The organism is Agrobacterium tumefaciens (genome assembly GCF_013318015.2).
Lineage (GTDB): Bacteria > Pseudomonadota > Alphaproteobacteria > Rhizobiales > Rhizobiaceae > Agrobacterium > Agrobacterium tumefaciens.
This window is the reverse complement of sequence record NZ_CP115841.1, coordinates 691,610-713,651: the sequence shown is the minus strand read 5'-3', so window position 1 is coordinate 713,651 and position 22,042 is coordinate 691,610. Positions and strand designations below refer to the sequence as shown.

The following is a 22,042-nucleotide window of genomic DNA, read 5'->3' as shown; positions in this document are numbered from 1 at the left end:
GCAACTGTGGAGTGACCGGGTCGATCCGCGATGACCAGCCTCAAATGCCAGCAAGCACATCAGAACAATGACATCTGGCCATCATCCTTAGGTAGCCTCATTTTCGCGAGCGGCGCGCTTTCCGGCACCGGCTCGATAAGGTCAGCGCCGACATTGGCGACCTTGTTGACCTTGTCCGATACCGGGATCATCTCGAAAAAATCATCCTGAACCGGGCGCATCAGGTCGGCCACCTCGCGCGGCTCCTGCGTCTTGCAATCCAGCCAGCGGCTGAAATCCTCCGGCGCGATTACCACCGGCATACGGTCGTGAATGCGGCCGATCGCGGCGTTGGCAGCGGTGGTTAGGATGGTGCCGGTATCGACCTCGGATCCGTCAGCGGAAGACCACGTCTCCATGAGGCCGGCAAAGGCGACGATGCCGCCGTTCTTCGGGCGGATGAAATAGGGCTGCGGCTTGCCGCCCTCCTCCTTCGGCGGGCGGCGCCATTCGTAAAAGCCGGTGGCAGGCACCAGCACGCGGCGATGGCGCATGGCGGCGCGAAAGGATGCCTTGCCGATGGCCGTTTCCGAACGCGCATTGATGAGCAGGGGGAAATCCTTCGGGTCCTTGACCCAGCCGGGCAGAAAACCCCAGCGCACCAGCATGGCCCGACGGTTGGGCAGGTTACTGCCGCGCTCCTGCCGTTCACCCTCCAGCACGATCAGGATCGGCTGTGTGGGCGCGATGTTGAAACGGGCGGGAAAATCTTCAAGGCCGATCAGGTCGAGATAATCGGCAATCTCTTCCGGTGTCGCTTTGAGCACGAAACGTCCGCACATTGTCTGCTCCTCAGGCCCGGGGACCGAATAAAATGATAGCCGTGCCCGCGAGGCAGACGGCACCGCCGGCGATATCCCATCTATCCGGTACTTGCCCCTCAACGCCCCAGAGCCAGAGAAGCGATGCGGCAATGTAAATCCCGCCATAGGCAGCATAGGCCCTGCCCGCGGTCTCGGTCGGCACAAGCGTCAAAGCCCAGGCGAAAGCGGCGAGCGCCAGCATGCCTGGCAGCAATATCCAGCCTGTCTTGCCAAGCTTCAGCCACGCCCAGAAGGAAAAGCAACCGGCGATTTCCGCAACAGCCGCCAGGGCATAAATAAGATAGACCTTCATTCCACCGTCTTCTGCGTGCACAATCGATCCGATTCCCGAATATACCATCGGTATTCCCGGACCAATATAGACAGGCCCAAGACGGCTGAAACAAGCGAAACCATTCATGACCCTTCGTATCAAGCCCCGCCCCGCCTCCTCCGCCATCGTCCGCAATGGAGATCGGCTGCTGCTCGTGCGCCGTATAAATCCGCCGTCGAAAGACATGTTCGCCTTTCCGGGCGGGCGCGGCGAAGAGGGTGAAACGCCAGCTGAGACGGCGCTGCGCGAACTTCAGGAGGAAACCGGTATCGTCGCGCGTAAACCGCAGCTGTTTGCGACGTATGACCTGCCGTCGCGCGACCCCGAGGGTGCGCTGACGAGCCACTATTTCCTCTCCGTCTTTACCGTGGAAACGGATGCGGACCCGGCGGTGACGGCGGCCGACGACGCGGCGGATGCGGGCTGGTTCACATTGTCGGAAATCCGCCGGTTGCCGGCACCGGAAAGCGTCGTCGAATGCGCCGAGCGGCTGCTTGCATGATTGCCAGCCAGCCAGAATCGCTATTATCTAGAGGATGTCGCGCAACACTGTGCAGCAGTTTTGCGATAACGACATGATATAGACCTAAAGCTGACGGGGCGGTCTGAAAGACCGCGATGGCTTTAGGACCAATCCGCCCGCCGGGTGTTCACGAGTATGTGTGGGGCAGAATAAAATTTTGATACGGCCAACCATTTTCCTGTCTTTTTTCCTGACCATGCTTGCACCCGCCGGGCAAGACGGCGTCGCTCATGCGCAGCCTTCGAAGGCTGCTTCCAGTGAGGTTCGCCCGCCGGAAGCACAACCGCCCAAACCCGCTCCCTATGACGACAGGCTGGCACGGCTGTCGGAGATATTGGGCGCGGTGCAATATCTGAGAACCCTGTGCCCTTCCTCCGGTCCGGAGGACTGGCGCAAATCGATGAGCGATCTTCTGGCGGCCGATACGGCCAACGAACCTGAAAGGCGCCAGCGCATGACGGCTGCATTCAACCGTGGATATCGTTCCTTTGCGGCCATCCACAGCAGTTGCACACGCGCCGCCGTCATGGCAGAAGAGGGCTACCGTAACGAAGGGGCAACACTCGCCCAGGAAATTGCGTCCAGGTTCGGAAATTAGCGGATTGTTAACCTCTTTTCGCCGCAGCCCGTGCCGTTTTGATAAAAGGCTGCTAGTGTTGTTAACAGGGTGGTAAGGACTTGCCCGCCCTGTCGAGGATGAAAAATGCAGACGAGCCGTAACGAAATCGACGACATGATCGTGCATGAAAAGATGCAGGTCGCTCTGGAACACCAGAACGAGGCATGGGCTGACGGCATGGCCGACGGCATCGAGCCGGAGATCATCGCCGATGCCGCAATCGCTCTGGCCATGCGCGAAACCATCCGTATGCACGGCGAAGCCGGTGCTGAAGCAATGCTGGAATCGCTGCGCCAGCGCATGCTTGAAGGCGAATTTTCCCCGCAGCGCGTGATACAGTAAAGTCGGGGTCTGTCATGTCTTGCCTGAGCAAGGGGCTTTTGCGCTCTTCCGCCATGCTGTCCATCTTGGCTGCCTTGACCGCCGGGTCCATTGGCTTGCCCAGCCGCGCCTTTGCGCTTTCCGAGCTGAAACCCGCACAAAATACCGAAGGCGAGCCGCAAGCCCAAAGTGGCGAACAGCCGCAACGGCCCCAGGCTCCTGAGCCCGACGAGATCGAAGGTGATTCGGACGGCATTCCCCTGCCCGACCCTCTGGTCGACCGTTCCGCCGGTCAATCGACCCAGCAACCCGCCAAGCCGGGCAATACGCCGGAAATGTCGGTCGTTATCGAGCATGATATTTCAAAGGCGCCGGAAGCTGTACGCAAGCTTCGCCAGCAGATCATCGACGCCGCCTCGTCGGGCGATATCGAAAAACTGCGGCCTTTCATCGCCGCCAGCGACAAGCAGTTCCGTATCGACGGCAATGACAGCGACGACCCGATCGCAGCGCTGAAAAGCTATTCCGGCGATCCGGACGGTCTGGAAGTGCTGGCGATCATCATCGATCTGCTTTCCACGGGTTATGCCCATGTCGACGCCGGCACCCCGGATGAAGCCTATGTTTTCCCCTATTTCTCCGGAAAGCCGCTCAATACGCTGACCGCGCCGGAAAAGGTCGAGCTGCTGCGCATCATCACGGCGGGCGATCTGGCTGATATGCAGGAATACGGTAATTACAGCTTTTACCGCATCGGCATTTCGCCCGATGGCAAGTGGAAGTTCTTCACCGCCGGCGATTGATCGCGCGGCGGTGCTTGCCGTTCTTTTGCAAAAATCCTAACTGTGCGGCATGAGCAATTCAGCAGAAGCGCATCGCGGTTCTGCAAATGGAACTGCGCGAAAACAAAAAGAGAGCATTTCTGCAGATTGCCTCGGGCAGCCCTCAGCGACCCTGGCCGGAAATGCTTTCGATGAACCGAACGGTGATGCCATGCCTTCCGCCTTTCTTGCCGACCGCCGCCTGATTAGAGTTTCCGGCACGGGTGCCGAAGAGTTTCTGAACAATCTGATCACGGCCGATGTTGAAAACCTGCCGCAAGGCGAGGCGCGCGCCTCGGCACTTCTGACGCCGCAGGGCAAGATCCTGTTCGATTTCCTGATCGCGCGCGATGGGCCGGATTATCTGATCGAATCGGGCGCTGCCGAACAGGATGCGCTGCTGCGCCGCCTGACCATGTACAAGCTGCGCGCGCCCGTTGATCTCAAGGCCGAACCGATAGAAGGCGTCAGCGTTTTCTGGAGCGAAAGCGTGCCGGAGGCGGGCGCGAAGGACGGCCGTTTCGCCAAGGCCGGCATCAATCTGTTCCGCGTGCCGGGTGCTTCAGCCTCTGGCGACATAACGGCATATGATGCCCTGCGCATTGAGCACGGAATTGCCGAATCCGGCCGGGATTACGCGTTGCAGGATGCTTTTCCGCATGATGTGCTGATGGATGTGAATGACGGCGTCTCGTTCAAAAAGGGTTGCTTCGTCGGTCAGGAAGTCGTCTCGCGCATGAAACATCGCGGCACGGCAAGACGGCGGGTCGTCACCGTTTCGGCTGAAAGCGCGCTTCCCGCAACCGGAACCGAAATCACCGTCAATGGAAAACCGGTCGGGGCGCTTGGAACCGTTTGCGGCAACACGGGACTTGCCATCGTGCGGACAGACCGCGTTGCCGATGCGCTCGCCTCCGCCACGCCGCTCATTGCCGAGAATGTTCCCGTGACTGTGGCCTTGCCGGCCTGGAGCGGCATCTCCTTCCCCGTCGTCGATCCTGCGGTACAGGCGGAGGAATAGGCGTGGCGCCCGCTAAAAGTCCGCGCGCCTGGCAGCGCATGCTTTCTGGACGGCGGCTCGACCTGCTCGACCCCTCACCGCTCGACGTAGAAATCGCCGATATCGCCCATGGTCTTGCCCGCGTCGCCCGCTGGAACGGCCAGACGCGCGGCGATCACGCCTTCTCCGTCGCCCAACATAGCCTCATCGTCGAAAACATTTTCTGCCGCATATGTGCGAATGCGACGCCCGACGATATGCAGATGGCGCTTTTGCACGACGCCCCGGAATATGTCATCGGCGACATGATCTCGCCGTTCAAATCCGTGGTCGGCGGCGGTTATAAAACCGTGGAGAAAAGGCTGGAAGCGGCCGTGCATCTGCGCTTTGGCCTGCCGCCGCATGCCTCGCGCGAGCTGAAAGACCGCATCAAGAAAGCCGATACGGTTGCCGCCTTTTTCGAGGCGACGGAGCTTGCCGGTTTTTCCATTGCCGAGGCACAGAAATTCTTCGGCCTGCCGCGCGGCATCACCCGCGATATGTTCGACATTATCCCGCTTCCCTCGACCGAGGCGCAGAAGCGGTTCGTTGAACGCTTCGAGGCGATCGAGGCGATGCGCGTGGTCAAAACCGGCAACGCGGCTGGAGGAGTTAAATGACTTCTATCGTCGTATCGCCGCTGTCGCGGATCGCGGAAATGGCCGTGAAGCACAAAGCCCGTGAAATGGTGACGCTGATCGCAAAGGAGCAGACCTTTCACCGCCCGGCGGTGATCTCAGCCGAAAGGCACCTGACCCTTGCGATGAACGACATCAGCTTCAAGGGCACCGGCGATCTCATCGCGCCAGACGATGCGCATGTGCTGCGGCTGATCGATTTCGCCCGCGAATGGGACCAGTCCGCACCGCTTCTCATCCATTGCTGGATGGGCGTGTCGCGCTCTCCTGCCGCAGCCGTCATTGCAGCACTCAGCCTTTATCCGGATCAGGACGAGATGGCGCTTGCGCTCAGCCTGCGCACCGCCTCACCTTACGCCACCCCCAATGCCCGCATCATCGCAATCGGGGACCGGTTGCTTGGGCGGGATGGCAGGCTGGTGGCGGCAATCAAGACGATCGGCAGGGGCGCGGATACGGACGGCAACGTACCCTTCGTGCTGCCTCTCTCCAACTGACGGCTCCGTTTTTGGCGGAACCCCTGCGGCATCCAGTCGTTACCAAAGTAGAACAGCAATAAGAATCACGGGATAATTCATGGAACAACAGGCAACGGATATCATCGTCGCATCGCAGGCAGCGGTACGGCAGGCGAGCACGCTGGCGGTGCAATATTCCTTTTCGATCATCGGTGCGCTGCTGCTTCTGATCATCGGCTGGCTGGCCGCGACTTTCCTGCAGCGCTGGGCTTTTCAGGGCCTGTCCCGCATCCGCGGCTTCGATGCGACGCTTGCCGGTTTCTTCGCAGGTGCCATCCGTTACGTGGTGCTTATTCTGGTGCTGGTCATGGTGCTTGGCCAGTTTGGTGTACAGACGGCCTCCATTCTTGCGGCACTCGGCGCTGCCGGCCTCGCCATCGGCCTGGCGCTTCAGGGCACATTGCAGAACATCGCCGCCGGCATCATGCTTCTGGTGCTGCGTCCCTTCCGGGTTGGCGAATATATCGAGACTGGCGCCGTGAGCGGCACGGTGATCGAAATCGGCCTATTTGCGACCGAGCTTAAAACCAGCGATGGGCTTTACCGCCTTGCGCCAAATTCCACCCTGTGGAACGTGCCAATCACCAATTACAGCCGCTTTCCCTCACGCCGCCACGAATTGAGCCTGACGGTTAAGAGCGACGAGGATCTGGCTGCGGCACAGGACATGCTGATGCGTGTGGTGCGCTCGGAAAGCCGGGTACTGCTGGACCCCGCCCCGGTTACCTTCGTCGATTCGGTCAGCGCCGACAGCGCCACGGTGAAATTGCGCTACTGGGCGCGCAGCGACAATTACTTCGCAACCACGCGTGACGTGACGAAGGCAATGAAGCTCGCTTTCGATGAGCGCAAGGCGGAATTAACCGCACAAACCGCGTGAATTGAGAGCGTCCCAGCCGCTCCCTTCTCCATACGACTTTTTCCCATATGAAAGCCGGCCCTGAGCCGGCTTTCACCATTTTTCCCGCAAGGGTGGCGGCAGGCGCTCTTGCGTCTGGCGAAGGACGTGTTTATACGACCTATGCGTAATGTTATTACATAACTTACCCTTCGATTTATAACCACATAAGGGCCAGAAGAATGCAAAAAACCATCACCCGCGTCACCGGCGCGCTTGCAATCGGTTCCATGCTGCTGATGACAGCCCCGGCACTGGCGGCCGGAAAAGACAAGACGTCCACCGCGCATAGTCACAGCCACGACCACAGCCATGGCCAGACCGAAGCCGAGAAACAGATCTACAAGGGTTACTTCGAGGATGCGCAGGTGAAGCCACGCATGCTTTCAGACTGGGAAGGTGACTGGCAGTCAGTCTATCCCTATCTGCTGAACGGTTCTCTCGATGGGATCATGGCGGAGAAGGCAGCCCACGGCGACAAGACAGCAGCCGAATATCGTGCCTATTACGAAATTGGCTACAAAACGGATGTCAATCGCATCACCATCAAGGGCGACAACGTGGCGTTTTATAAGGAAGGCAAACCAACGCAAGGCACTTATGTCAGCGACGGCCAGGAAATCCTGACCTACAAGAAGGGTAATCGCGGCGTGCGGTACATCTTCAAAAAGACCGGCGGCGATGCGGATGCACCGCAATTCATTCAGTTCAGCGATCACACCATCGCGCCTAAAAAAGCCGGCCATTACCACCTCTACTGGGGCAATGACCGCAAGGCGCTTCTGGACGAGGTGACCAATTGGCCAACCTATTATCCGTTCCAGATGGATGGCCCTGAGATCGTCGAGGAAATGGCGGCGCATTAAGACCGCACTCTTCCTGGTTTTCCGCAGCCTGTGGTCAAACCTTGAATTGTCACGATTTCGCCTTCCCCCCAGTGGGGAGAAGGCAACCAATGCGAGTTGATACGGCTCTTTCCCCGCTCACTGCCCCATGGTCGAGCGATGCGCCCAACCTGTCATGCGCTTTTCGAGCCAGGCCATGATCGCATACATGACGATACCTTCCACGGCGAGCATCAACAGACCGGCAAAGACCAGTGGGACGTTGAATTGGCTTTGCGCCGAACTCATCATATTACCGAGGCCATAATTGGAGGCGACGGTTTCCGATACGACCGAGCCGACGAAGGCGAGCGTGATGGCGATTTTCAGCGAGCCGAAGAAGTAAGGCATGGAGCGCGGAATGCCGACCTTCAGCATGATATCCATCTTCCTGGCGCCAAGTGCGCGCAGCACGTCCTCCGTTTCCGGCTCGATGGTGGCCAGACCGGTCGCGACGTTGACGACGATGGGGAAGAAGGAAATCAGGAACGCAGTCAGAACCGCAGGAACAGTGCCGATGCCGAACCAGATGACGAGGATCGGCACCAGCGCCACTTTGGGGATGGCATTAAAACCGATCATCAGCGGATAAAGCCCGGCATAGATGGTTTTAGACCAGCCGATAAAGAGGCCGATGGCGAGACCCGCCGCGACGGCAATCGCAAAACCGAGCGTGGTGGTATAGAGCGTCTGCAGTGAGTTCTTCCAGATCGGCGACCAATATTGCACGATGGCCTGCCCCACACGCACGGGCGACGGCAGAATGGTTGGCGGCATTTTCAGCGCATAGACCAGCAATTCCCACATTGCAAACAGCGCCAGCGTATAGAGCCAGGGGGCGGCCTTCACCCAGTTGACCCGGGCGATCAGCGGTTTCGACGGCGCGGTTGCCATGCTGCTTTCCACAAACGCACTCATGCCGCCACCCTCGCCTGCGCTATCTCGCCATGCAGTTCCTGCACCATGTCGTTGAAACCCTTGTCATACATGATATCCAGCTGGCGCGGTCGCGCAAAAGGCACGCGGTGTTCCGCCAGAACGCGGCCCGGCCTTGCACTCATCACGAAAATCTTGTCGGCGAGAAAGGTCGCTTCGCGCAGGTCATGCGTCACCAGAATGATGGTAACCCGCTGCGCCGTATGCAGATCACGAATGACGCACCACAGTTCCTCACGGGTAAAGGCGTCGAGCGCGCCGAAGGGCTCATCCAGCATGAGAAGGTCCGGCTCGTGGATCAATGCGCGGCAGAGATTGGCGCGCTGCTGCATGCCGCCGGAAAGCTGCCAGGGGAATTTCGAGCCGAAGCCTTTGAGGCCGACGATTTCCAGCAGGCGTTCGGCTTTGGCGACATATTCGGCCTTATGCGCGCGCAGACGCCGGCGGTGTTTCTCAACGATCTCTAGCGGCAGCAGGATATTTTCGAGCGTAGTGCGCCAGGGCAGCATCGTCGGGTTCTGAAACGCCATGCCGACAATGGAAACCGGTTCCGTGACCTGCCGCCCGGCAACGATGACATTGCCCTTTTGCGGAATGTGCAGCCCCGTTACCAGCTTCATCAGGGTCGACTTGCCGCAGCCCGACGGGCCGACGACAGCAGCGAATTCCCCCTTGTCGACCGTCAGGTTGAGGCCGGATACAGCCAGCGTTCCGGCCGCCCCGCCGTAACGCATGTCGACATTGTCTATTTCCACGAGATGTGACATCGCAGTCCCCTTTTCAGCCCCCCATGCTATTTAAAAATTGCAAACCGCCCGGACCGGCAAGCGATCCGGGCGGTCGCCGTGACATCAATCAGGGAAGCATGCGCTCTTCCTTGGGCGGCAGGTAAGCCGCGTCGAAGACCTGCTCTGCCTTGACGTTACCTTTCAGACCCATGGAAACTTTCAGGGTCTCGAGGGAGGCAGCAAGCCGGGCCGGATCGACGCCGCCCATGCCATTTTCCACCACATAGGGCGTCTTGATGTTCATGCTGTTGGCCATGTTGAGGCGTTCCAGCTCAATCGCGCTGTCGAGCGTCTCGTTACGCTTGAGCACGGCCGCCACGCCCTCTTCAGGGGTCTTGACGGAATCGGCGAAGCCCTTGGCCAGCGCCTTGAGGAAACCCTTGACGGCATCAGGGTTTTTCTCAGCAAAATCAGTGTTTACCAGCACAGCATTGCCATAAAGATTCAAACCATGCTCGGCCATCAGGATGGTCGAGATATCGTCATCGGCAATGCCCTGTTTTTTCAGGTTGAGGATCACCGAAAAGGCAAAACCGAAGACGCCGTCGACATCACCCTTGGCGAGCATCGGCTCACGCACCGGAAAGCCGATCGATTCGATCTTGATTTTGCTGTCGTCCAGCCCCGCGACCTGCTTGAAGGCTGGCCATTGCGCAAAAGCGCCATCCGGCGGCGGTGCGCCGAGTTTCTTGCCTTCCAGCGACTTCGGGTCGCCAGTGACACCAAGCGACTTGCGCCCGACGACGGCAAATGTCGGGCGTTCATAGACCATGTAAACGGCCTTGACCTTCTGGCTCGGATCCTCATCGAGGAACTTGATCACCGAATTGATGTCGCCGAAACCCATCTGGTAAGCGCCGGTTGCCACGCGCGGAATGGCCTCCACCGAGCCGTTGCCGCTGTCGATCGTCACGTCGAGGCCTTCGGCCTTGAAGTATCCCTTGTCCAACGCCAGCAGGAAACCTGCTGCAGGTCCCTCGAATTTCCAGTCGAGCGTGAATTTTACCGGCGTTTCGGCATGGGCGCTCGTTACCGGCAGCGACAGCCCGGCAGCGGCACCGACTGCAGCAATGGCCAGAGCTCTCGACAACAACCTACGCGTTAATATCATCTGTTCCCCCTGATGGTTATGGTTGGATTGGTTGCATAAGACCCAATTCCAGCCATCAAGGCAAGATAAAATTGCATACAAAATAGCCGTTATTTTGTATGCTTATTTTAAAGGCATTCTTGGTCAACCGGCAGGCAAAAAGCCCGATTTTTGCCCATCCCGCATGCAACGAAGCGACAGCAATATCGTTCACGCAGCGAACACAGCGTTCTCACTTGCCGGGGTTGCGGATCAGGCGCAGCGTGGGACAAATAGGGCCACAAACAGCAGGCAAAACGGCGGGGACGGCAAGATGAATTCTGCACTGGGCATACACCACATCACGATGATCACCCGGAAGGTGCAGGCGAATGTCGATTTTTACGCCGGCTTTCTGGGCTTAAGGCTTGTCAAACGCACTGCCGGTTTTGAAGATGCCATGCAGCTTCACCTGCTTTACGGCGACGGAAACGCCTCGCCCGGCTCGCTTTTGACCTTCCTCGTCTGGGAAGACGGTGGGCAGGGCCGCGTGGGTTATGGCCAGACGCTGGAAGTTTCACTGGCGATCGACCCTGCCAGCATTGGTTTCTGGCTGACGCGCGCGCTGAAATTCGGCATCCGCGCGGAGGGCCCATCCGACGAATTCGGAACCCCTGTCATCCGGTTGAAAGACCCTGACGGCCTGATCGTCAAGCTGGTCGGCACGAACGCCTTCGCCGATGCCACGCCGCATGTGACAAACGACATCCCCGCAGAAGACGCCATTCGCCGGATTTATGGCGCAACGATGCTAAGCGAGGTGCCGGAAGAAACCGTGGCGTTCCTCACAAGATATTTCGGCTACCGGCAGGAAAGCCAGACGGGCGCGATCCGCCGGCTCGTATCGCAAAGCGGCGACATCATCGACGTGCGCGACGCGACCGGCTTCTGGTCCAGCGCCCCGGGCACCGGCACTGTTGACCACATCGCTTTCCGCGCGAAGGATCTGGAGGAGTTGAACGCGGTTCTGGCCGAGTTGAAATCGCTGAACTCCAGCACGACGAATGCCCACGACCGAAAATATTTCCACTCGCTTTATGTCCGCGAACCGGGCGGCGTGCTGATTGAAATGGCGACCGACGCTCCCGGCATGACCGTGGACGAACCGCTGGAGGCACTAGGCGAAAATTTGTTCATCCCGCCACTCTTCATGAAGGACGAAGCGGATGTGCGCGTTGCGCTGCCGCAATTTTCGATGCCGGGCGAAGAACGTATCGTCTATCGCGACCTGCCCTTCGTGCACCGCTTCTATACGCCCGAAAAGCCCGATGGCAGCACCATCATCCTGCTGCACGGTTCCGGCGGCAGTGAAACCAGCCTGATGCCGCTGGCGCACCGGGCTGCTCCGGGCGCCACGCTTCTCGGCGTCCGTGGCCGCAGCACGGAGGAAGACATCGCCCGCTGGTTCCGGCGTCTGCCCGATTTCAGCTTCGACCAGAAGGATATCGTCTCGGAAGCGGAAGCCTTTGCCGCCTTCATTGACGGCGCCATTCGGTCCTATGGTCTGGATCGCTCTAAGCTGCGCTTCATCGGCCATTCCAACGGCGCAAATTTCTATGCGGCCTTTGCGGCACTCTACCCGGAGCTTGCCGGGGATGCGCTGCTTTATCGCCCGTTGCCGATTCTCGATAGATGGCCGGAAAGTGATCTTACCGGACGCAACTTCCTGCTCGTAGCCGGAGAACGCGACAAATATCGCGACAGAGCGGCAGATGTGCAAGGCAGGCTTGTGGCCGGCGGCGCGCGGGCAGAAGTGCAAATGATCGATGACGGTCACGATCTTGGGTTTGCCGATATCGAAGCGGCACGGCACTGGCTTGTGACGTGACATCTGACGATACTGCGTTGCCTCGTGGTTTAGTCTACCCCGCCGGCCAGAAAGCCACGGCAGCGGTATAAGGGGCAAAGGCCGTGAGATTGGGCAACGTTTTCCCCTCATCCGACCCTTCGGGCCACCGTCTCCCTGGCGGGGAGAAGAAACAAACGGCAACCTCCCGCATCTCTCAACCAAGCCTTGCATAAATTCGCCAAAACGGCTTTAAAAACAGCTTAGTAATTGGAGAGTCTGTTTGGAAATCCCGTTTCTCATCCTCGCCGTCATCGCAGCCTTCGTCTATACGCTGGTCGCAAGCATCCGCAATTCAAGCCGCATCAAGTCGCTGGAGCGTGAGGTTCACGGCCTGAAGCGGCTGATGGCCACCGGGGCGGCCTCTCCTCTTGCCGCACAGGCGGAGGCGGATGCAGCCGCGGAAAACCCGGATTTCAGGGCGGAAGAAGAAGATCGGGCTTTGCCGGAAGACGAGTTCGTCGAAACGGAATATCCGTCCGAAACCGAAGTGGCCGCGGCCATGGCGCCAGCGGAGAACCTTGCCAGCGCGGAAGAGACAAGTGCGCGTTCCACTGAGGCCGCATCCGCGTCAGCCCCGAAGGAAAGCTTCGAAAGTCTGCTGGGCGCACGCTGGGCAGTGTGGGCAGGTGGGCTGGCGCTGGCGCTCGGAGGCATTTTCCTCATCAAATATTCGATCGAGTCTGGGCTCCTGAGCCCGGCCGTGCGGCTTTCGCTCGCCGCCATTTTCGGCCTCGTTCTCGGTCTTGCCGGCGAAGCAATCCGCCGCAAGGCCGTGCCGGGCATCGCTACGACCTATTCCAACGCCATGATACCGGGCGTGCTGACGGCCGCCGGCGCATTGACGCTGTTCGGCGTTATCTATGCCGCCTACGGCATTTACGACTACATAAGCCCCACCACCGCTTTCATCCTGCTCGGGCTTGTCGCCTTCGCCACTATTGGCCTTTCACTTCTGCACGGGCAGGCGCTCGCCGGTCTTGGCCTTTTGGGCTCTATGCTGACGCCTGCGCTGATCGCCACCGAAACGCCTGATGTCTGGGCGCTGTTCATCTTCCTGACGATCTCCTGGCTCGCGACAGCTGCTGCCGCGCGCAGGCAGCGCTGGACCGTAGCTCCCTCGCTTGCCAATGCCGGTCTCGGCCTCTGGGCGCTCGGCTATATCGCCATCGCCGACACGATCAGTGCCGCACCTCCGGTCCTTGCGCTGCTCGTCATGCTTGCGGGTACGATCTTCCTCTGGCCCGGACGCTATTTCGACACAGCACCTGCCGAAACGGGAGAAACCGTAACTTCCGGGCGGCGCGCCGTTCGCGCCATGCGGCTTTTGCTGCGCCCGTCGCTTGCCATCAATCTCACCGTCTCAATGGCCGTGATCCTGCCGGCATTCAGCTTTCTCGTCATCGGCGCCGGCATCGACCTTCATCCGGCCGTGATTGTCTCAGCGCTCATCGCAGGGCTGGCTGCCCTTGGTGCTTCCCGCCGCAACGCGGTCTGGCCCGCCATTATCGCAGCACTTGGCGCGCAGGCTGCGGTCTCGATGATGTCTCGCTCCGGGCTCGATTTTATCGGCATCATCAACGATACCTCGATTGCGCTGCCGCCGGTTCGAACCGGCTACATGGCTGAAATCGCCATGGCGCTTGGTCTTGGCGCCGTTCTTTTGCTCTGCGGTTTTTCCTTCCTCAAACGCAAGGGCGCGGACGATCCGGATTTCGCCCAGCTCTGGGCGGGGATTGCAGCTCTCTTTCCGGTCTGGCTCGGAACCGCGAGCTTCGTCGAATATGGAAATCTCGGTCGTGACTGGCTGCATGCAGCCTATGGCCTCGGCCTCGGTTTCCTGCTGATCGCGGCTGCCGAATGGCTGCACCGACAAAACAACGAGGCCTATCGCAAGCCGCTCAACATCCTCGTGCTCGGCTCCTTTGCCGCATTCGCGCTAAGCCTGCACACGCTGACTGAGGGGCTTACGACAACCATACTGCTTTCCGTCATCGGTTTCGGTTATGTGCTGGCAACCCGACAGCGCAACTGGGATGTGCTGCCCTGGGTCATGGCGGTGGCAAGTGTTGCCGTTCTTGGCCGCATCGCCTGGGAGCCGACCATCGTCGGGCCGCAAAATCTTGGGCTCACGCCGGTCTTCAACGCGCTTCTGCCGGGTTACGGCATTCCGGCGCTGCTCGCCATCGTCTCCGCCTGGATGCTGCGCGACTGGCCGGGCTTCCGGGCAAAGAACTTCCTGCAGGCCATCGCCAGCCTGATGGGCCTGCTGGCGGTCGCAATCCTCATCCGCCATGCGATGAATGGCGGCACACTGGACGAAAGCGTGCCGACGCTTGGCGAACAGTCGATCTATACGCTGCTGACCATCGGTTTTTCAGGCGTACTGATGACGCTCGATTTGAAGAGCCCCAGCCCCGTCTTCCGTTACGGCTCGATGATTGCAGGCGTTATCGCCGTCATCAACGTGCTGGTGATGCATTTCTTCACGCTGAACCCCTATTTCACCGGCGAAAATACCGGCCGCATCCCGTTCCTCAACCTGCTGCTGATCGGTTACCTGCTGCCGGCGCTTGCCTATGGCGGCCTTGCCTATTACGCACGCGGCAAGCGGCCTGCAGCCTATGTCAGCCTGCTGGCCGTGGCGGGTGCCGCACTCGGCTTTGCCTGGGCCACGCTTTCGGTCCGCCGTTTCTGGCAGGGTGAAAACATTGCCAACTGGAAAGGCTTCCTGCAGGGCGAGACCTACAGCTACTCGGTGGTCTGGCTGTTGATCGGCGTATTGCTGCTCATCGTCGGTTCGCGCTTCAATGCCCGCAGCCTGCGTCTGGCATCCGCCGCCTTCGTGCTGATCTCCGTCGCCAAGGCATTCCTGATCGACATGAGCAATCTTGAGGGCGTGCTGCGGGCGCTGTCCTTCATCGGGCTTGGCGTCGTGCTGATCGGCATCGGTCTGTTCTATCAGAAAATCCTCACCCGGCAGCCGAAGACATGATCCCGGCTGAGGCTTTTGCGCCCTATGCGGCGCTTGCGCAGGACCTGATACCGCATGCCGCCGATGCGGGCGACGGCTCACACGATCTTGCCCATATCCACCGCGTCTTCCGCAACGCCATGCGCATCCATGCGGGCGAAGGCGGCGATGGTACGGTGCTGGCGGCGAGCGTGCTCTTGCATGATTGCGTAGCTGTGGAGAAGAACTCGCCGCTTCGCGCGCAGGCCTCACGGCTGGCGGCGGAAAAGGCCTCCGGCATTCTGGCCGGGCTTGGCTGGCGTCAGGCCGATATTGACGCCGCCGCGCATGCCATCACCACACATAGTTTTTCCGCCAATATCGAGCCGCAGACGCTGGAGGCAAAGATCCTTCAGGATGCCGACCGGCTGGACGCCATCGGCATGGTGGGTGCTGCGCGTTGCTTTTATATTGCCGGACGCATGGGTTCGGCGCTCTACGACCCGGCCGATCCGCTGGCAAAGGACCGTCCGCTTGATGATCGCGCCTTCGCCATCGACCATTTCGAAACCAAGCTGTTCAAGCTTGCGGATGGTTTCCGCACCGAAACCGGGCGAGAACTGGCAAAGGACCGCCATGAGCGGCTGAAACAGGTGCTGGACCTGTTTCTCGACGAAATCTGAGGAGACCTGAATGCGTGTGACCGAACTCAACATCTACCCGCTGAAAAGCGCGCGCGGCATTGTCCTCTCGAAAAGCGATGTTTCGGCGGAAGGCCTGCCCGGCGACCGGCGCGCCATGCTGACCGACCCTTCGGGCCACTTCATCACCCAGCGCGAATTGCCTGATATTGCCACGGTTCTGGCACAGCACGCGGATGGCGGCATGGTGCTTTCGCGGGAAGCAGGTGGCGAGATTTTCGCCATGCCTTCCGGGCAGCGCATGGATGTGGCCGTATGGAAATCGATCGTCAGCGCCAATATCGCCGATAGCGAAACCAACGACACATTGTCTGAGTGGCTTGGGCGCGAGGTGAAGCTGGTGTTCTTCGATGACATCGCAAAACGCATCGCGAGCCTTGAATGGACCGGCAACGAAACGCCCGTCACCTTTGCGGACGGTTACCAGATCCTCGTCACCACCACCGCTTCACTTGCAGCCCTTAACGACAATATGCGTGCAAATGGCGAGGACGCCGTTGGCATGGAGCGGTTCCGGCCCAATATCGTGCTGGAAACGGACGAGCCGTGGGCGGAGGATCGCTGGGCGGCGATCGAGATCGGCGGCATCCGTTTCGACTTCGTCAAGCCCTGCGCCCGCTGCATCATGACGACACAGGACCAGATCACCGGCTCCCGCGATGTACCCTCCCCCATGAAGGCCATGGGCCGCATCCGCATGTCCGGCGACCGGCGCGTGCCCGGACCGCTCTTCGGCTGGAATGTGACACCGCGCGGCGAAGGCAGGCTAGCTGTTGGGGATGCGGCAAAGGTAGTCGAGGAACGGCCGGACGGCTGGGCGATCAAGAGGCGTTAAGCTGCTGGGCCATGCATCTCACGATCTCGTATCAAGGCTTCTTCGCACCGACAATCAGGAAAATCGGACGGCGGTCTTCGTGTTTCATCTCCGGCCGCTCCGCCAGCAGGGCGGGATCGGGCCTCGGTTCCGCGAGCCGCGTGATCGCAAAGCCTGAAGTCAGCAGGGCGTTGAGAATGCCTGACACCGTGCGGTGATATTTGACGACATCATCCGCCATCCAGTTGGAATGGCGCACGCCCTCGTTCTGATAGTTATCGAGCGGCCAGTGCAGTATTTCGCCATCTTCGCCGTAGAACCAGTCCTGTTTGTCCAGCGCCGTGAACACGGGATGCTCGATGGAAAAGACAAAGTCGCCGCCGGATTTCAACACGGAGAAAACTCTCGCGAATGCCGCATCGAGGTCGCGGACGTAGTGCAGAGCGAGTGAGCTCAGTACCAGATCGAAGCTTTCCGGCGCAAAATCGATGTCCTCGATCGCGGCGCGGCGATATTCGATGCCGGGGCCGCCGTTTATCTCGGCGGCGCGGCGCAGCATATTTTCCGACAAATCGACCCCGACGACATGCGCCGCGCCCTGCTCTACGGCATGGCGGCAATGCCAGCCAAAACCGCAACCGAGATCAAGAACTGTCTTGTCTTTCAGCGTTGGCAACATGGCGCGCAGCTCATGCCATTCGCCCGCCTGGCGCAGTCCCTCCAGAGAGCGTGGCATGGCGCTGTAGCGCTCGAAAAACTGCGGGTCGTCGTAAATATTCTGCTTCATCGTTGCCTCACCTTGCCCGATGGCATTTCACCTGAGTGTCTCATCAATCGCACGAATAGTGCCGTCAAGAAAAGTTGCTAGTGGGGCAGCCTTGCAAAAGATAATATTCCTCTCATCAAAGGGGAATTTTGCGGCACAGCGTCCCACGGGGCGAGGCGCTGCATCGGGAGAGTTTCATGTCGCAAGCCACACGCCAAACCATGCCCTGGGCGATCATCGTCGCCGGGTCGCTGATCGCGGTCATGACCTTCGGGCCACGCTCGGCGATGGGCTTTTTCCAGCTACCCATGCTGGCCGATACCGGCTGGGACCGCTCCACCTTCGGACTTGCCATGGCGTTTCAGAACCTGTTCTGGGGTCTAGGCCAGCCATTCTTCGGCGCCATCGCCGATAAATTCGGCACCGGCCGTGTGCTCGTGCTTTCCGGCTTTCTCTATGCGGCTGGCCTCATCTGCATGTCCTTCGGCACTTCGCCCTTCTGGCTGCATTTCGGTGGTGGCGTGCTTGTCGGGCTTGGCATTGCCGCTGGTTCGTTCAGCGTCATTCTTTCGGCCTTCGCGCGGCATGTTACGCCGCAGCAACGCTCGCTTGCCTTCGGCATCGGCACCGCGGCGGGATCGGCGGGCATGTTCCTGTTTGCGCCAATCAGCCAGGGCCTGATTTCCACCTATGGCTGGTCGGACAGTCTCGTCTGGCTTGCCGTGATGATGATGCTGGTGCCACTGCTGGCCTATCCGATGCGCGGCAATTCCTCGTCCGGCAGCCAGTCGCAGACGCAATTCAAGCAGACGGCAGGCGAGGCGCTAAGAGAAGCGCTGGGCCACAAGAGCTATCTGCTTTTGACCACCGGCTTTTTCGTCTGCGGTTTTCAGGTGGCCTTCATCACCGCGCATTTTCCGGCCTATCTCGGCGATATCGGCATCGAACCCCGCTATGCGGTCATCGCCATGGCGCTGATCGGCTTCTTTAACATCATCGGATCGCTGGCCGCCGGCGTCATCGCCCAGCGTTATTCGAAACCCTATCTGCTGGCCTATATCTATATCGCCCGCTCAATCGCCGTCACCGCCTTCCTGCTTCTGCCGCAGTCACCGCTTTCAGTCATCATCTTCGCGGCCGTGATGGGCATCCTGTGGCTTTCCACCGTGCCGCCAACCAATGCGCTGGTGGCGATCATGTTCGGCACGCGCCATCTCGGCATGCTGGGTGGCGTCGTATTCCTGTCGCATCAGATCGGCTCGTTCCTCGGTGTCTGGCTCGGCGGCTTCCTTTACGACAAGCTCGGCTCCTACGATCTCGTCTGGTGGCTCGGCGTCGGCATGGGTATTTTTGCGGCCATCGTGCATTGGCCTATTCAGGAACGACCCGCACCTCGGCCAGCAATGGCCTGAGGCTATACCGCCTTATCGAGCGCAGGCAGCACCGCCTTGCGCTCCAGTGCCTTCAACGCCGCCTGCACGAAACCGTCGCGGGCGGCGTTTTCATTGAGGCCGCGTGGATCATAGACATGGCGGTTGAGGAAATGGGCGGTCAGGCGAAAGGCTGCCGCGAGGCTGTCGCGATCGGCGGCCTTCGACTGACCTTCGCTCAGGAAAGCGGGAAGCGAAAGCATACGCGCCGCATAGGGCGCCCCCGCCGTACTACAGACCGCCCTGCCCGTTTTGGGCGATACATAGATGAGATCGGTGCGCAGGCCCGTTGCCGCGCATTCCGTGAGATCGAGACCGAAACCAAGATCGTTCAGCACCGCCAGCTCGAACCGTACGAACAATTCGCCTGCATCGACCGGATCATGGAGATTGTCGAGAATGACGTCGAGCGCCTGATAGAGATGCGGATGCGGGTCACGCTCCGGCAAAAGGCGCAGCAACGCGCCCATGGCCTGCACGCCATACACCGCGGTTGCCGTTTCCATCAGTTGCGCCGCCCGCAACTGCAAAGGCTCAATGCGGAATTCGCCGAGATGGTCGTCAAGCCGCGCCCGCCAGATCACATCCACCCGGTTTCCCGCCTGCAGCACCGGCTGCATGCTGCGGGAGCGCCCGCCGCGCACCATCCCCAGATGGCGGCCGCGCAAACGGGTCATCACCTCGGCGATGACGCTGGTCTCGCCATGACGCTTTACGCCGAGAATGATTGCCTCGTCCTGCCACTGCATGAAATCTGTCCGAATTCCGATTCAAGCCCGATCATAACCGATCTGACGGCGAAACGTTATTCTTTTACGGTGTCACGCGCCGCAGCAACGAGCGTCGTCACGAAATCGGCGATTTCGTTTTCACCGAAAGGCTTGCCCAGCAAGGGCGCATGCACGAGATCTTCGGGAAAACCACTCGTGTCGCCATAACCGCTGACGAAACCGAAGGGAATTCCGTGATCGCGCAGGTGGCGGGCAAAATCGTAACTCTTGCCGTCGGAAAGGCTGACGTCGAGAAGCACGCAATCGGCGCCATCCCGCCCTAATGCGTCCTGTGCCTGCGCAAGTGTCGTCGCAATCGTGATGGTTTCAACGCCGATGGACTGGAGAACCGCCTCGACGTCAAGCGCCACCAGATATTCATCTTCAACGATGATGCAGCGTTGTGGCACCATGTTTCTTCTTCTTTCAACGTGAAGGGAACCAGACGGATTTGCGCCGCTGTCGCCAATGTGATTTTCAAGCGCCATGTCGACAGAGTTCGCAAATTACGGACCCAACGTCATTTAAAAAAGACATGTCGAAAAAAGATCAGATGAAGGGTCTTGGCCGCTTTTCATCGTTTTGCCAACCGGCAACATGGCTCAGTCCGGCATCGTCCAGCACCAGACAGCCCTTGTCCGTCCAGCGAATCAGACCGCGATCGACAAGCTTTCTCAAGGTCTTGTTGGTGTGGACGATGGAGAGGCCGAGCGTATCGGCAACGTGCTGCTGGGTCACCGGGATCGGCGTTTCGCCTTGCACGAGATTAACCGCCTTTGCCTTGCTGTAAAGGAACGCGATGAGGTAGGCAGCACGCTCGATTGCTGTGCGTCGGCCGATGCTGAGCAAGTGGTTGTCGAGCATGCGCTCCTCGCTTGCTGCAATCCACGTCAGGTCATAGGCAAGGGTCGGATGATCGGTGAAGAGGTTGTTGAGTCGCGAGCGCTCGAAGACACACAGTGTCACCGGCGACAGCGCCTCCACCGAATGCTGCATTTCCCCCATGACCGTGCCCTGCAGGCCGACTAGATCGCCTGGCATGACATAATTGAGGATCTGCCGCCTGCCGTCTTCCAGTGTTTTATAACGGAAAGCCCAGCCTTGAAGGACAGTGTAGAGATGGGCGCTGTGCGACCCTTCCATCAAAATGACGGAACCGCTTTCCACCGCCAGTTCCCCTGTCTTGAAACGGGAGACGAAATCCAATTCGGAAGAGGAAAAGTCCCTGAAATGCGGCAGGTCGCGCAAGGGACAGTGCTGACACGGGGTGGTGGAAATTCCGTTCGGTTTTTTTGGCGACATGAATATCCATCATCGAAAAAAAGGTTGCGCCCAATCGTTTTGGAACAACCCACCCGAATGCATTCGGTTCCCGATAAAAGGTTGAAGATATTCAGAATGTTCGTTGTGTGCCGTTCCGTTTCCGGCCGGCACATCCACATTCCTGTGCCTGTCACAGGAATATGGGAGGAACCGTATGTGCCTTATCCCCGCGGAAATTCCAGGCCCATTTCGCGGAAACGTTCGGGGTCGTCGCCCCAGTTTTCGCGAACCTTGACGAACAGGAAGAGGTGAACCGGCTGTTCGAGGATTTCAGACAGTTCCTTACGCGAGGCGGTGGAGATCGCCTTGATCGCGTCGCCGTTCTTGCCGAGAGCGATCTTCTTCTGGCTGTCGCGCTCGACATAGATCACCTGCTCGATGCGCACGGAGCCGTCCTTGCGTTCTTCCCACTTCTCCGTCTCGACATGCGAGGCGTAGGGAAGCTCCTGATGCAGACGCAGGAACAGCTTTTCGCGGGTGATTTCGGCGGCGAGCTGGCGCATCGGCAGATCGGAAATCTGGTCTTCCGGATAATACCACGGACCTTCCGGCAGGGTATCGACCAGATAATCCATCAGGTCTTCGCAGCCCGAACCGTTGGTGGCCGAAATCATGAAGGTCCGGTCGAAGGTCACGTGCTCATTGGCGGCGGCAGCAAGCTTCAGCAGATCTTCGCGCTTCACCTGGTCGATCTTGTTAAGGCAGAGGATTTTCTTCTGCGGAACATCCTTCAGCCCCTCGAGAATAGCTTCCGCATCACCCTTCAGGCCGCGTTCGCTGTCGATCAGCAGCAGGATGAGATCCGCATCCTTCGCTCCGCCCCAGGCCGAAGTGACCATGGCACGGTCGAGCCTGCGGCGCGGCTTGAAAATGCCGGGCGTGTCCATGAAAACAATCTGCGCATTTTTGTGAATGGCGATGCCGCGCATCACCGCGCGCGTCGTCTGTACCTTGTGGCTGACGATCGAAACTTTTGCACCCACCAGCCTGTTGACCAGCGTCGACTTACCGGCATTGGTCGGGCCGATAAGGGCCACGAAGCCGGAGCGGGTCGGAAGGGCGATGTCTTCGCCGGCAACGGCGGGGTTTTCGTGATCGGTCATGATATCCATTCAAGGTCTGAGGTATTCAACATGCGGCCACAAGGCT

24 protein-coding genes are annotated in these 22,042 nt (G+C 59.6%); 14 read left to right on the top strand and 10 right to left on the bottom strand.

The features are described 5' to 3' along the window. Positions 1 to 59 precede the first annotated feature (59 nt). Both G6L97_RS03590 and G6L97_RS03585 read right to left on the bottom strand, forming a co-directional pair. The gene (locus G6L97_RS03590; protein WP_111783192.1) at positions 60 to 821 is read right to left on the bottom strand and encodes an SOS response-associated peptidase; all 762 of its coding nucleotides are present in this window, start codon (positions 819 to 821) and stop codon (positions 60 to 62) included. A 10-nt stretch (positions 822 to 831) separates the two neighbouring features. Continuing rightward, positions 832 to 1,155, bottom strand: coding sequence for a YnfA family protein (locus tag G6L97_RS03585; RefSeq protein WP_026330795.1), 324 nt, complete (start codon positions 1,153 to 1,155; stop codon positions 832 to 834). 106 nt (positions 1,156 to 1,261) lie between these two features. On the opposite strand from G6L97_RS03585, the gene G6L97_RS03580 reads away from it, so the two are divergent. The 9 genes from G6L97_RS03580 to G6L97_RS03540 all read left to right on the top strand — a co-directional run bounded on the left by G6L97_RS03580 (position 1,262) and on the right by G6L97_RS03540 (position 7,419). After that, a complete protein-coding gene (locus G6L97_RS03580) occupies positions 1,262 to 1,678 on the top strand; it encodes an NUDIX hydrolase (RefSeq protein WP_003512297.1) in 417 nt (138 codons plus the stop codon). A 178-nt stretch (positions 1,679 to 1,856) separates the two neighbouring features. Then, positions 1,857 to 2,297: a TIGR02301 family protein gene (locus G6L97_RS03575; protein ID WP_080798898.1), complete on the top strand. Its 441-nt coding sequence runs from the start codon at positions 1,857 to 1,859 to the stop codon at positions 2,295 to 2,297. A 105-nt stretch (positions 2,298 to 2,402) separates the two neighbouring features. Beyond that, a complete protein-coding gene (locus G6L97_RS03570) occupies positions 2,403 to 2,660 on the top strand; it encodes a hypothetical protein (RefSeq protein ID WP_003496894.1) in 258 nt (85 codons plus the stop codon). A gap of 14 nt (positions 2,661 to 2,674) precedes the next feature. Further along, positions 2,675 to 3,442: a hypothetical protein gene (locus tag G6L97_RS03565; protein ID WP_026330794.1), complete on the top strand. Its 768-nt coding sequence runs from the start codon at positions 2,675 to 2,677 to the stop codon at positions 3,440 to 3,442. A 190-nt stretch (positions 3,443 to 3,632) separates the two neighbouring features. Then, positions 3,633 to 4,481: a CAF17-like 4Fe-4S cluster assembly/insertion protein YgfZ gene (gene ygfZ / locus G6L97_RS03560; RefSeq protein ID WP_013635811.1), complete on the top strand. Its 849-nt coding sequence runs from the start codon at positions 3,633 to 3,635 to the stop codon at positions 4,479 to 4,481. Between the two features lie 2 nt (positions 4,482 to 4,483). Next, positions 4,484 to 5,119 (top strand): YfbR-like 5'-deoxynucleotidase, encoded by a 636-nt coding sequence (locus tag G6L97_RS03555; protein ID WP_003512289.1) that lies wholly within the window; start codon positions 4,484 to 4,486, stop codon positions 5,117 to 5,119. Further along, on the top strand, positions 5,116 to 5,634 hold the full coding sequence (locus G6L97_RS03550) for a tyrosine phosphatase family protein (RefSeq protein WP_019565367.1): 519 nt from the start codon (positions 5,116 to 5,118) through the stop codon (positions 5,632 to 5,634). The genes G6L97_RS03555 and G6L97_RS03550 overlap by 4 nt, the downstream gene beginning before the upstream one ends. 79 nt (positions 5,635 to 5,713) lie before the next feature. Continuing rightward, on the top strand, positions 5,714 to 6,535 hold the full coding sequence (locus G6L97_RS03545; RefSeq protein WP_019565366.1) for a mechanosensitive ion channel family protein: 822 nt from the start codon (positions 5,714 to 5,716) through the stop codon (positions 6,533 to 6,535). Between the two features lie 200 nt (positions 6,536 to 6,735). Then, the gene (locus G6L97_RS03540) at positions 6,736 to 7,419 is read left to right on the top strand and encodes a metal-binding protein ZinT (RefSeq protein WP_038490476.1); all 684 of its coding nucleotides are present in this window, start codon (positions 6,736 to 6,738) and stop codon (positions 7,417 to 7,419) included. A 117-nt stretch (positions 7,420 to 7,536) separates the two neighbouring features. On the opposite strand, the gene G6L97_RS03535 is transcribed toward G6L97_RS03540, so the two are convergent. The 3 genes from G6L97_RS03535 to G6L97_RS03525 all read right to left on the bottom strand — a co-directional run bounded on the left by G6L97_RS03535 (position 7,537) and on the right by G6L97_RS03525 (position 10,272). Beyond that, complete coding sequence (locus G6L97_RS03535; RefSeq protein WP_003512280.1) at positions 7,537 to 8,355, bottom strand: ABC transporter permease; 819 nt, start codon at positions 8,353 to 8,355, stop codon at positions 7,537 to 7,539. Continuing rightward, on the bottom strand, positions 8,352 to 9,140 hold the full coding sequence (locus G6L97_RS03530; protein ID WP_003512279.1) for an ABC transporter ATP-binding protein: 789 nt from the start codon (positions 9,138 to 9,140) through the stop codon (positions 8,352 to 8,354). Before G6L97_RS03530 ends, G6L97_RS03535 begins: the two co-directional genes overlap by 4 nt. 88 nt (positions 9,141 to 9,228) lie before the next feature. Then, positions 9,229 to 10,272, bottom strand: coding sequence for an ABC transporter substrate-binding protein (locus G6L97_RS03525; RefSeq protein ID WP_065704825.1), 1,044 nt, complete (start codon positions 10,270 to 10,272; stop codon positions 9,229 to 9,231). Between the two features lie 292 nt (positions 10,273 to 10,564). Between G6L97_RS03525 and G6L97_RS03520 the strand changes: the two genes are divergently transcribed. The 4 genes from G6L97_RS03520 (at position 10,565) to G6L97_RS03505 (ending at position 16,625) form a co-directional block, all read left to right on the top strand. Continuing rightward, complete coding sequence (locus G6L97_RS03520) at positions 10,565 to 12,118, top strand: VOC family protein (RefSeq protein WP_111783332.1); 1,554 nt, start codon at positions 10,565 to 10,567, stop codon at positions 12,116 to 12,118. Between the two features lie 241 nt (positions 12,119 to 12,359). Then, positions 12,360 to 15,131 (top strand): DUF2339 domain-containing protein, encoded by a 2,772-nt coding sequence (locus tag G6L97_RS03515; protein ID WP_162686626.1) that lies wholly within the window; start codon positions 12,360 to 12,362, stop codon positions 15,129 to 15,131. Then, positions 15,128 to 15,772, top strand: a complete 645-nt coding sequence (locus G6L97_RS03510) for an HD domain-containing protein (protein ID WP_013635802.1) — start codon at positions 15,128 to 15,130, stop codon at positions 15,770 to 15,772. Before G6L97_RS03515 ends, G6L97_RS03510 begins: the two co-directional genes overlap by 4 nt. Before the next feature lie 10 nt (positions 15,773 to 15,782). Beyond that, positions 15,783 to 16,625: an MOSC domain-containing protein gene (locus tag G6L97_RS03505; protein WP_111783193.1), complete on the top strand. Its 843-nt coding sequence runs from the start codon at positions 15,783 to 15,785 to the stop codon at positions 16,623 to 16,625. Positions 16,626 to 16,656: 31 nt separating this feature from the next. On the opposite strand, the gene G6L97_RS03500 is transcribed toward G6L97_RS03505, so the two are convergent. Further along, a complete protein-coding gene (locus tag G6L97_RS03500) occupies positions 16,657 to 17,391 on the bottom strand; it encodes a class I SAM-dependent methyltransferase (protein WP_003512256.1) in 735 nt (244 codons plus the stop codon). 176 nt (positions 17,392 to 17,567) lie between these two features. Between G6L97_RS03500 and G6L97_RS03495 the strand changes: the two genes are divergently transcribed. Next, positions 17,568 to 18,782 (top strand): MFS transporter, encoded by a 1,215-nt coding sequence (locus G6L97_RS03495; protein ID WP_111783194.1) that lies wholly within the window; start codon positions 17,568 to 17,570, stop codon positions 18,780 to 18,782. A 2-nt stretch (positions 18,783 to 18,784) separates the two neighbouring features. Here the strand turns inward: G6L97_RS03495 and recO are convergent, their stop codons facing one another. The 4 genes from recO to era form a co-directional block, all read right to left on the bottom strand. Beyond that, a complete protein-coding gene (gene recO, locus G6L97_RS03490; protein ID WP_025592903.1) occupies positions 18,785 to 19,549 on the bottom strand; it encodes a DNA repair protein RecO in 765 nt (254 codons plus the stop codon). A 56-nt stretch (positions 19,550 to 19,605) separates the two neighbouring features. Next, positions 19,606 to 19,983, bottom strand: a complete 378-nt coding sequence (locus tag G6L97_RS03485) for a response regulator (RefSeq protein WP_025592901.1) — start codon at positions 19,981 to 19,983, stop codon at positions 19,606 to 19,608. A 136-nt stretch (positions 19,984 to 20,119) separates the two neighbouring features. Further along, complete coding sequence (locus tag G6L97_RS03480) at positions 20,120 to 20,872, bottom strand: Crp/Fnr family transcriptional regulator (RefSeq protein ID WP_003512249.1); 753 nt, start codon at positions 20,870 to 20,872, stop codon at positions 20,120 to 20,122. A 182-nt stretch (positions 20,873 to 21,054) separates the two neighbouring features. Next, on the bottom strand, positions 21,055 to 22,005 hold the full coding sequence (era, locus tag G6L97_RS03475) for a GTPase Era (RefSeq protein WP_013635798.1): 951 nt from the start codon (positions 22,003 to 22,005) through the stop codon (positions 21,055 to 21,057). Positions 22,006 to 22,042 lie beyond the last annotated feature (37 nt).

What these genes read in the sequence shown, in the direction of transcription:
- G6L97_RS03590 (WP_111783192.1), bottom strand. Translation starts at nt 821, where the DNA reads ATGTGCGGACGTTTCGTGCTCAAAGCGACACCGGAAGAGATTGCCGAT.
- G6L97_RS03585 (WP_026330795.1), bottom strand. Translation starts at nt 1,155, where the DNA reads ATGAAGGTCTATCTTATTTATGCCCTGGCGGCTGTTGCGGAAATCGCC.
- G6L97_RS03580 (WP_003512297.1), top strand. Translation starts at nt 1,262, where the DNA reads ATGACCCTTCGTATCAAGCCCCGCCCCGCCTCCTCCGCCATCGTCCGC.
- G6L97_RS03570 (WP_003496894.1), top strand. Translation starts at nt 2,403, where the DNA reads ATGCAGACGAGCCGTAACGAAATCGACGACATGATCGTGCATGAAAAG.
- G6L97_RS03565 (WP_026330794.1), top strand. Translation starts at nt 2,675, where the DNA reads ATGTCTTGCCTGAGCAAGGGGCTTTTGCGCTCTTCCGCCATGCTGTCC.
- ygfZ (WP_013635811.1), top strand. Translation starts at nt 3,633, where the DNA reads ATGCCTTCCGCCTTTCTTGCCGACCGCCGCCTGATTAGAGTTTCCGGC.
- G6L97_RS03550 (WP_019565367.1), top strand. Translation starts at nt 5,116, where the DNA reads ATGACTTCTATCGTCGTATCGCCGCTGTCGCGGATCGCGGAAATGGCC.
- G6L97_RS03545 (WP_019565366.1), top strand. Translation starts at nt 5,714, where the DNA reads ATGGAACAACAGGCAACGGATATCATCGTCGCATCGCAGGCAGCGGTA.
- G6L97_RS03540 (WP_038490476.1), top strand. Translation starts at nt 6,736, where the DNA reads ATGCAAAAAACCATCACCCGCGTCACCGGCGCGCTTGCAATCGGTTCC.
- G6L97_RS03535 (WP_003512280.1), bottom strand. Translation starts at nt 8,355, where the DNA reads ATGAGTGCGTTTGTGGAAAGCAGCATGGCAACCGCGCCGTCGAAACCG.
- G6L97_RS03530 (WP_003512279.1), bottom strand. Translation starts at nt 9,140, where the DNA reads ATGTCACATCTCGTGGAAATAGACAATGTCGACATGCGTTACGGCGGG.
- G6L97_RS03525 (WP_065704825.1), bottom strand. Translation starts at nt 10,272, where the DNA reads ATGATATTAACGCGTAGGTTGTTGTCGAGAGCTCTGGCCATTGCTGCA.
- G6L97_RS03520 (WP_111783332.1), top strand. Translation starts at nt 10,565, where the DNA reads ATGAATTCTGCACTGGGCATACACCACATCACGATGATCACCCGGAAG.
- G6L97_RS03510 (WP_013635802.1), top strand. Translation starts at nt 15,128, where the DNA reads ATGATCCCGGCTGAGGCTTTTGCGCCCTATGCGGCGCTTGCGCAGGAC.
- G6L97_RS03505 (WP_111783193.1), top strand. Translation starts at nt 15,783, where the DNA reads ATGCGTGTGACCGAACTCAACATCTACCCGCTGAAAAGCGCGCGCGGC.
- G6L97_RS03500 (WP_003512256.1), bottom strand. Translation starts at nt 17,391, where the DNA reads ATGAAGCAGAATATTTACGACGACCCGCAGTTTTTCGAGCGCTACAGC.
- G6L97_RS03495 (WP_111783194.1), top strand. Translation starts at nt 17,568, where the DNA reads ATGTCGCAAGCCACACGCCAAACCATGCCCTGGGCGATCATCGTCGCC.
- recO (WP_025592903.1), bottom strand. Translation starts at nt 19,549, where the DNA reads ATGCAGTGGCAGGACGAGGCAATCATTCTCGGCGTAAAGCGTCATGGC.
- G6L97_RS03485 (WP_025592901.1), bottom strand. Translation starts at nt 19,983, where the DNA reads ATGGTGCCACAACGCTGCATCATCGTTGAAGATGAATATCTGGTGGCG.
- G6L97_RS03480 (WP_003512249.1), bottom strand. Translation starts at nt 20,872, where the DNA reads ATGTCGCCAAAAAAACCGAACGGAATTTCCACCACCCCGTGTCAGCAC.
- era (WP_013635798.1), bottom strand. Translation starts at nt 22,005, where the DNA reads ATGGATATCATGACCGATCACGAAAACCCCGCCGTTGCCGGCGAAGAC.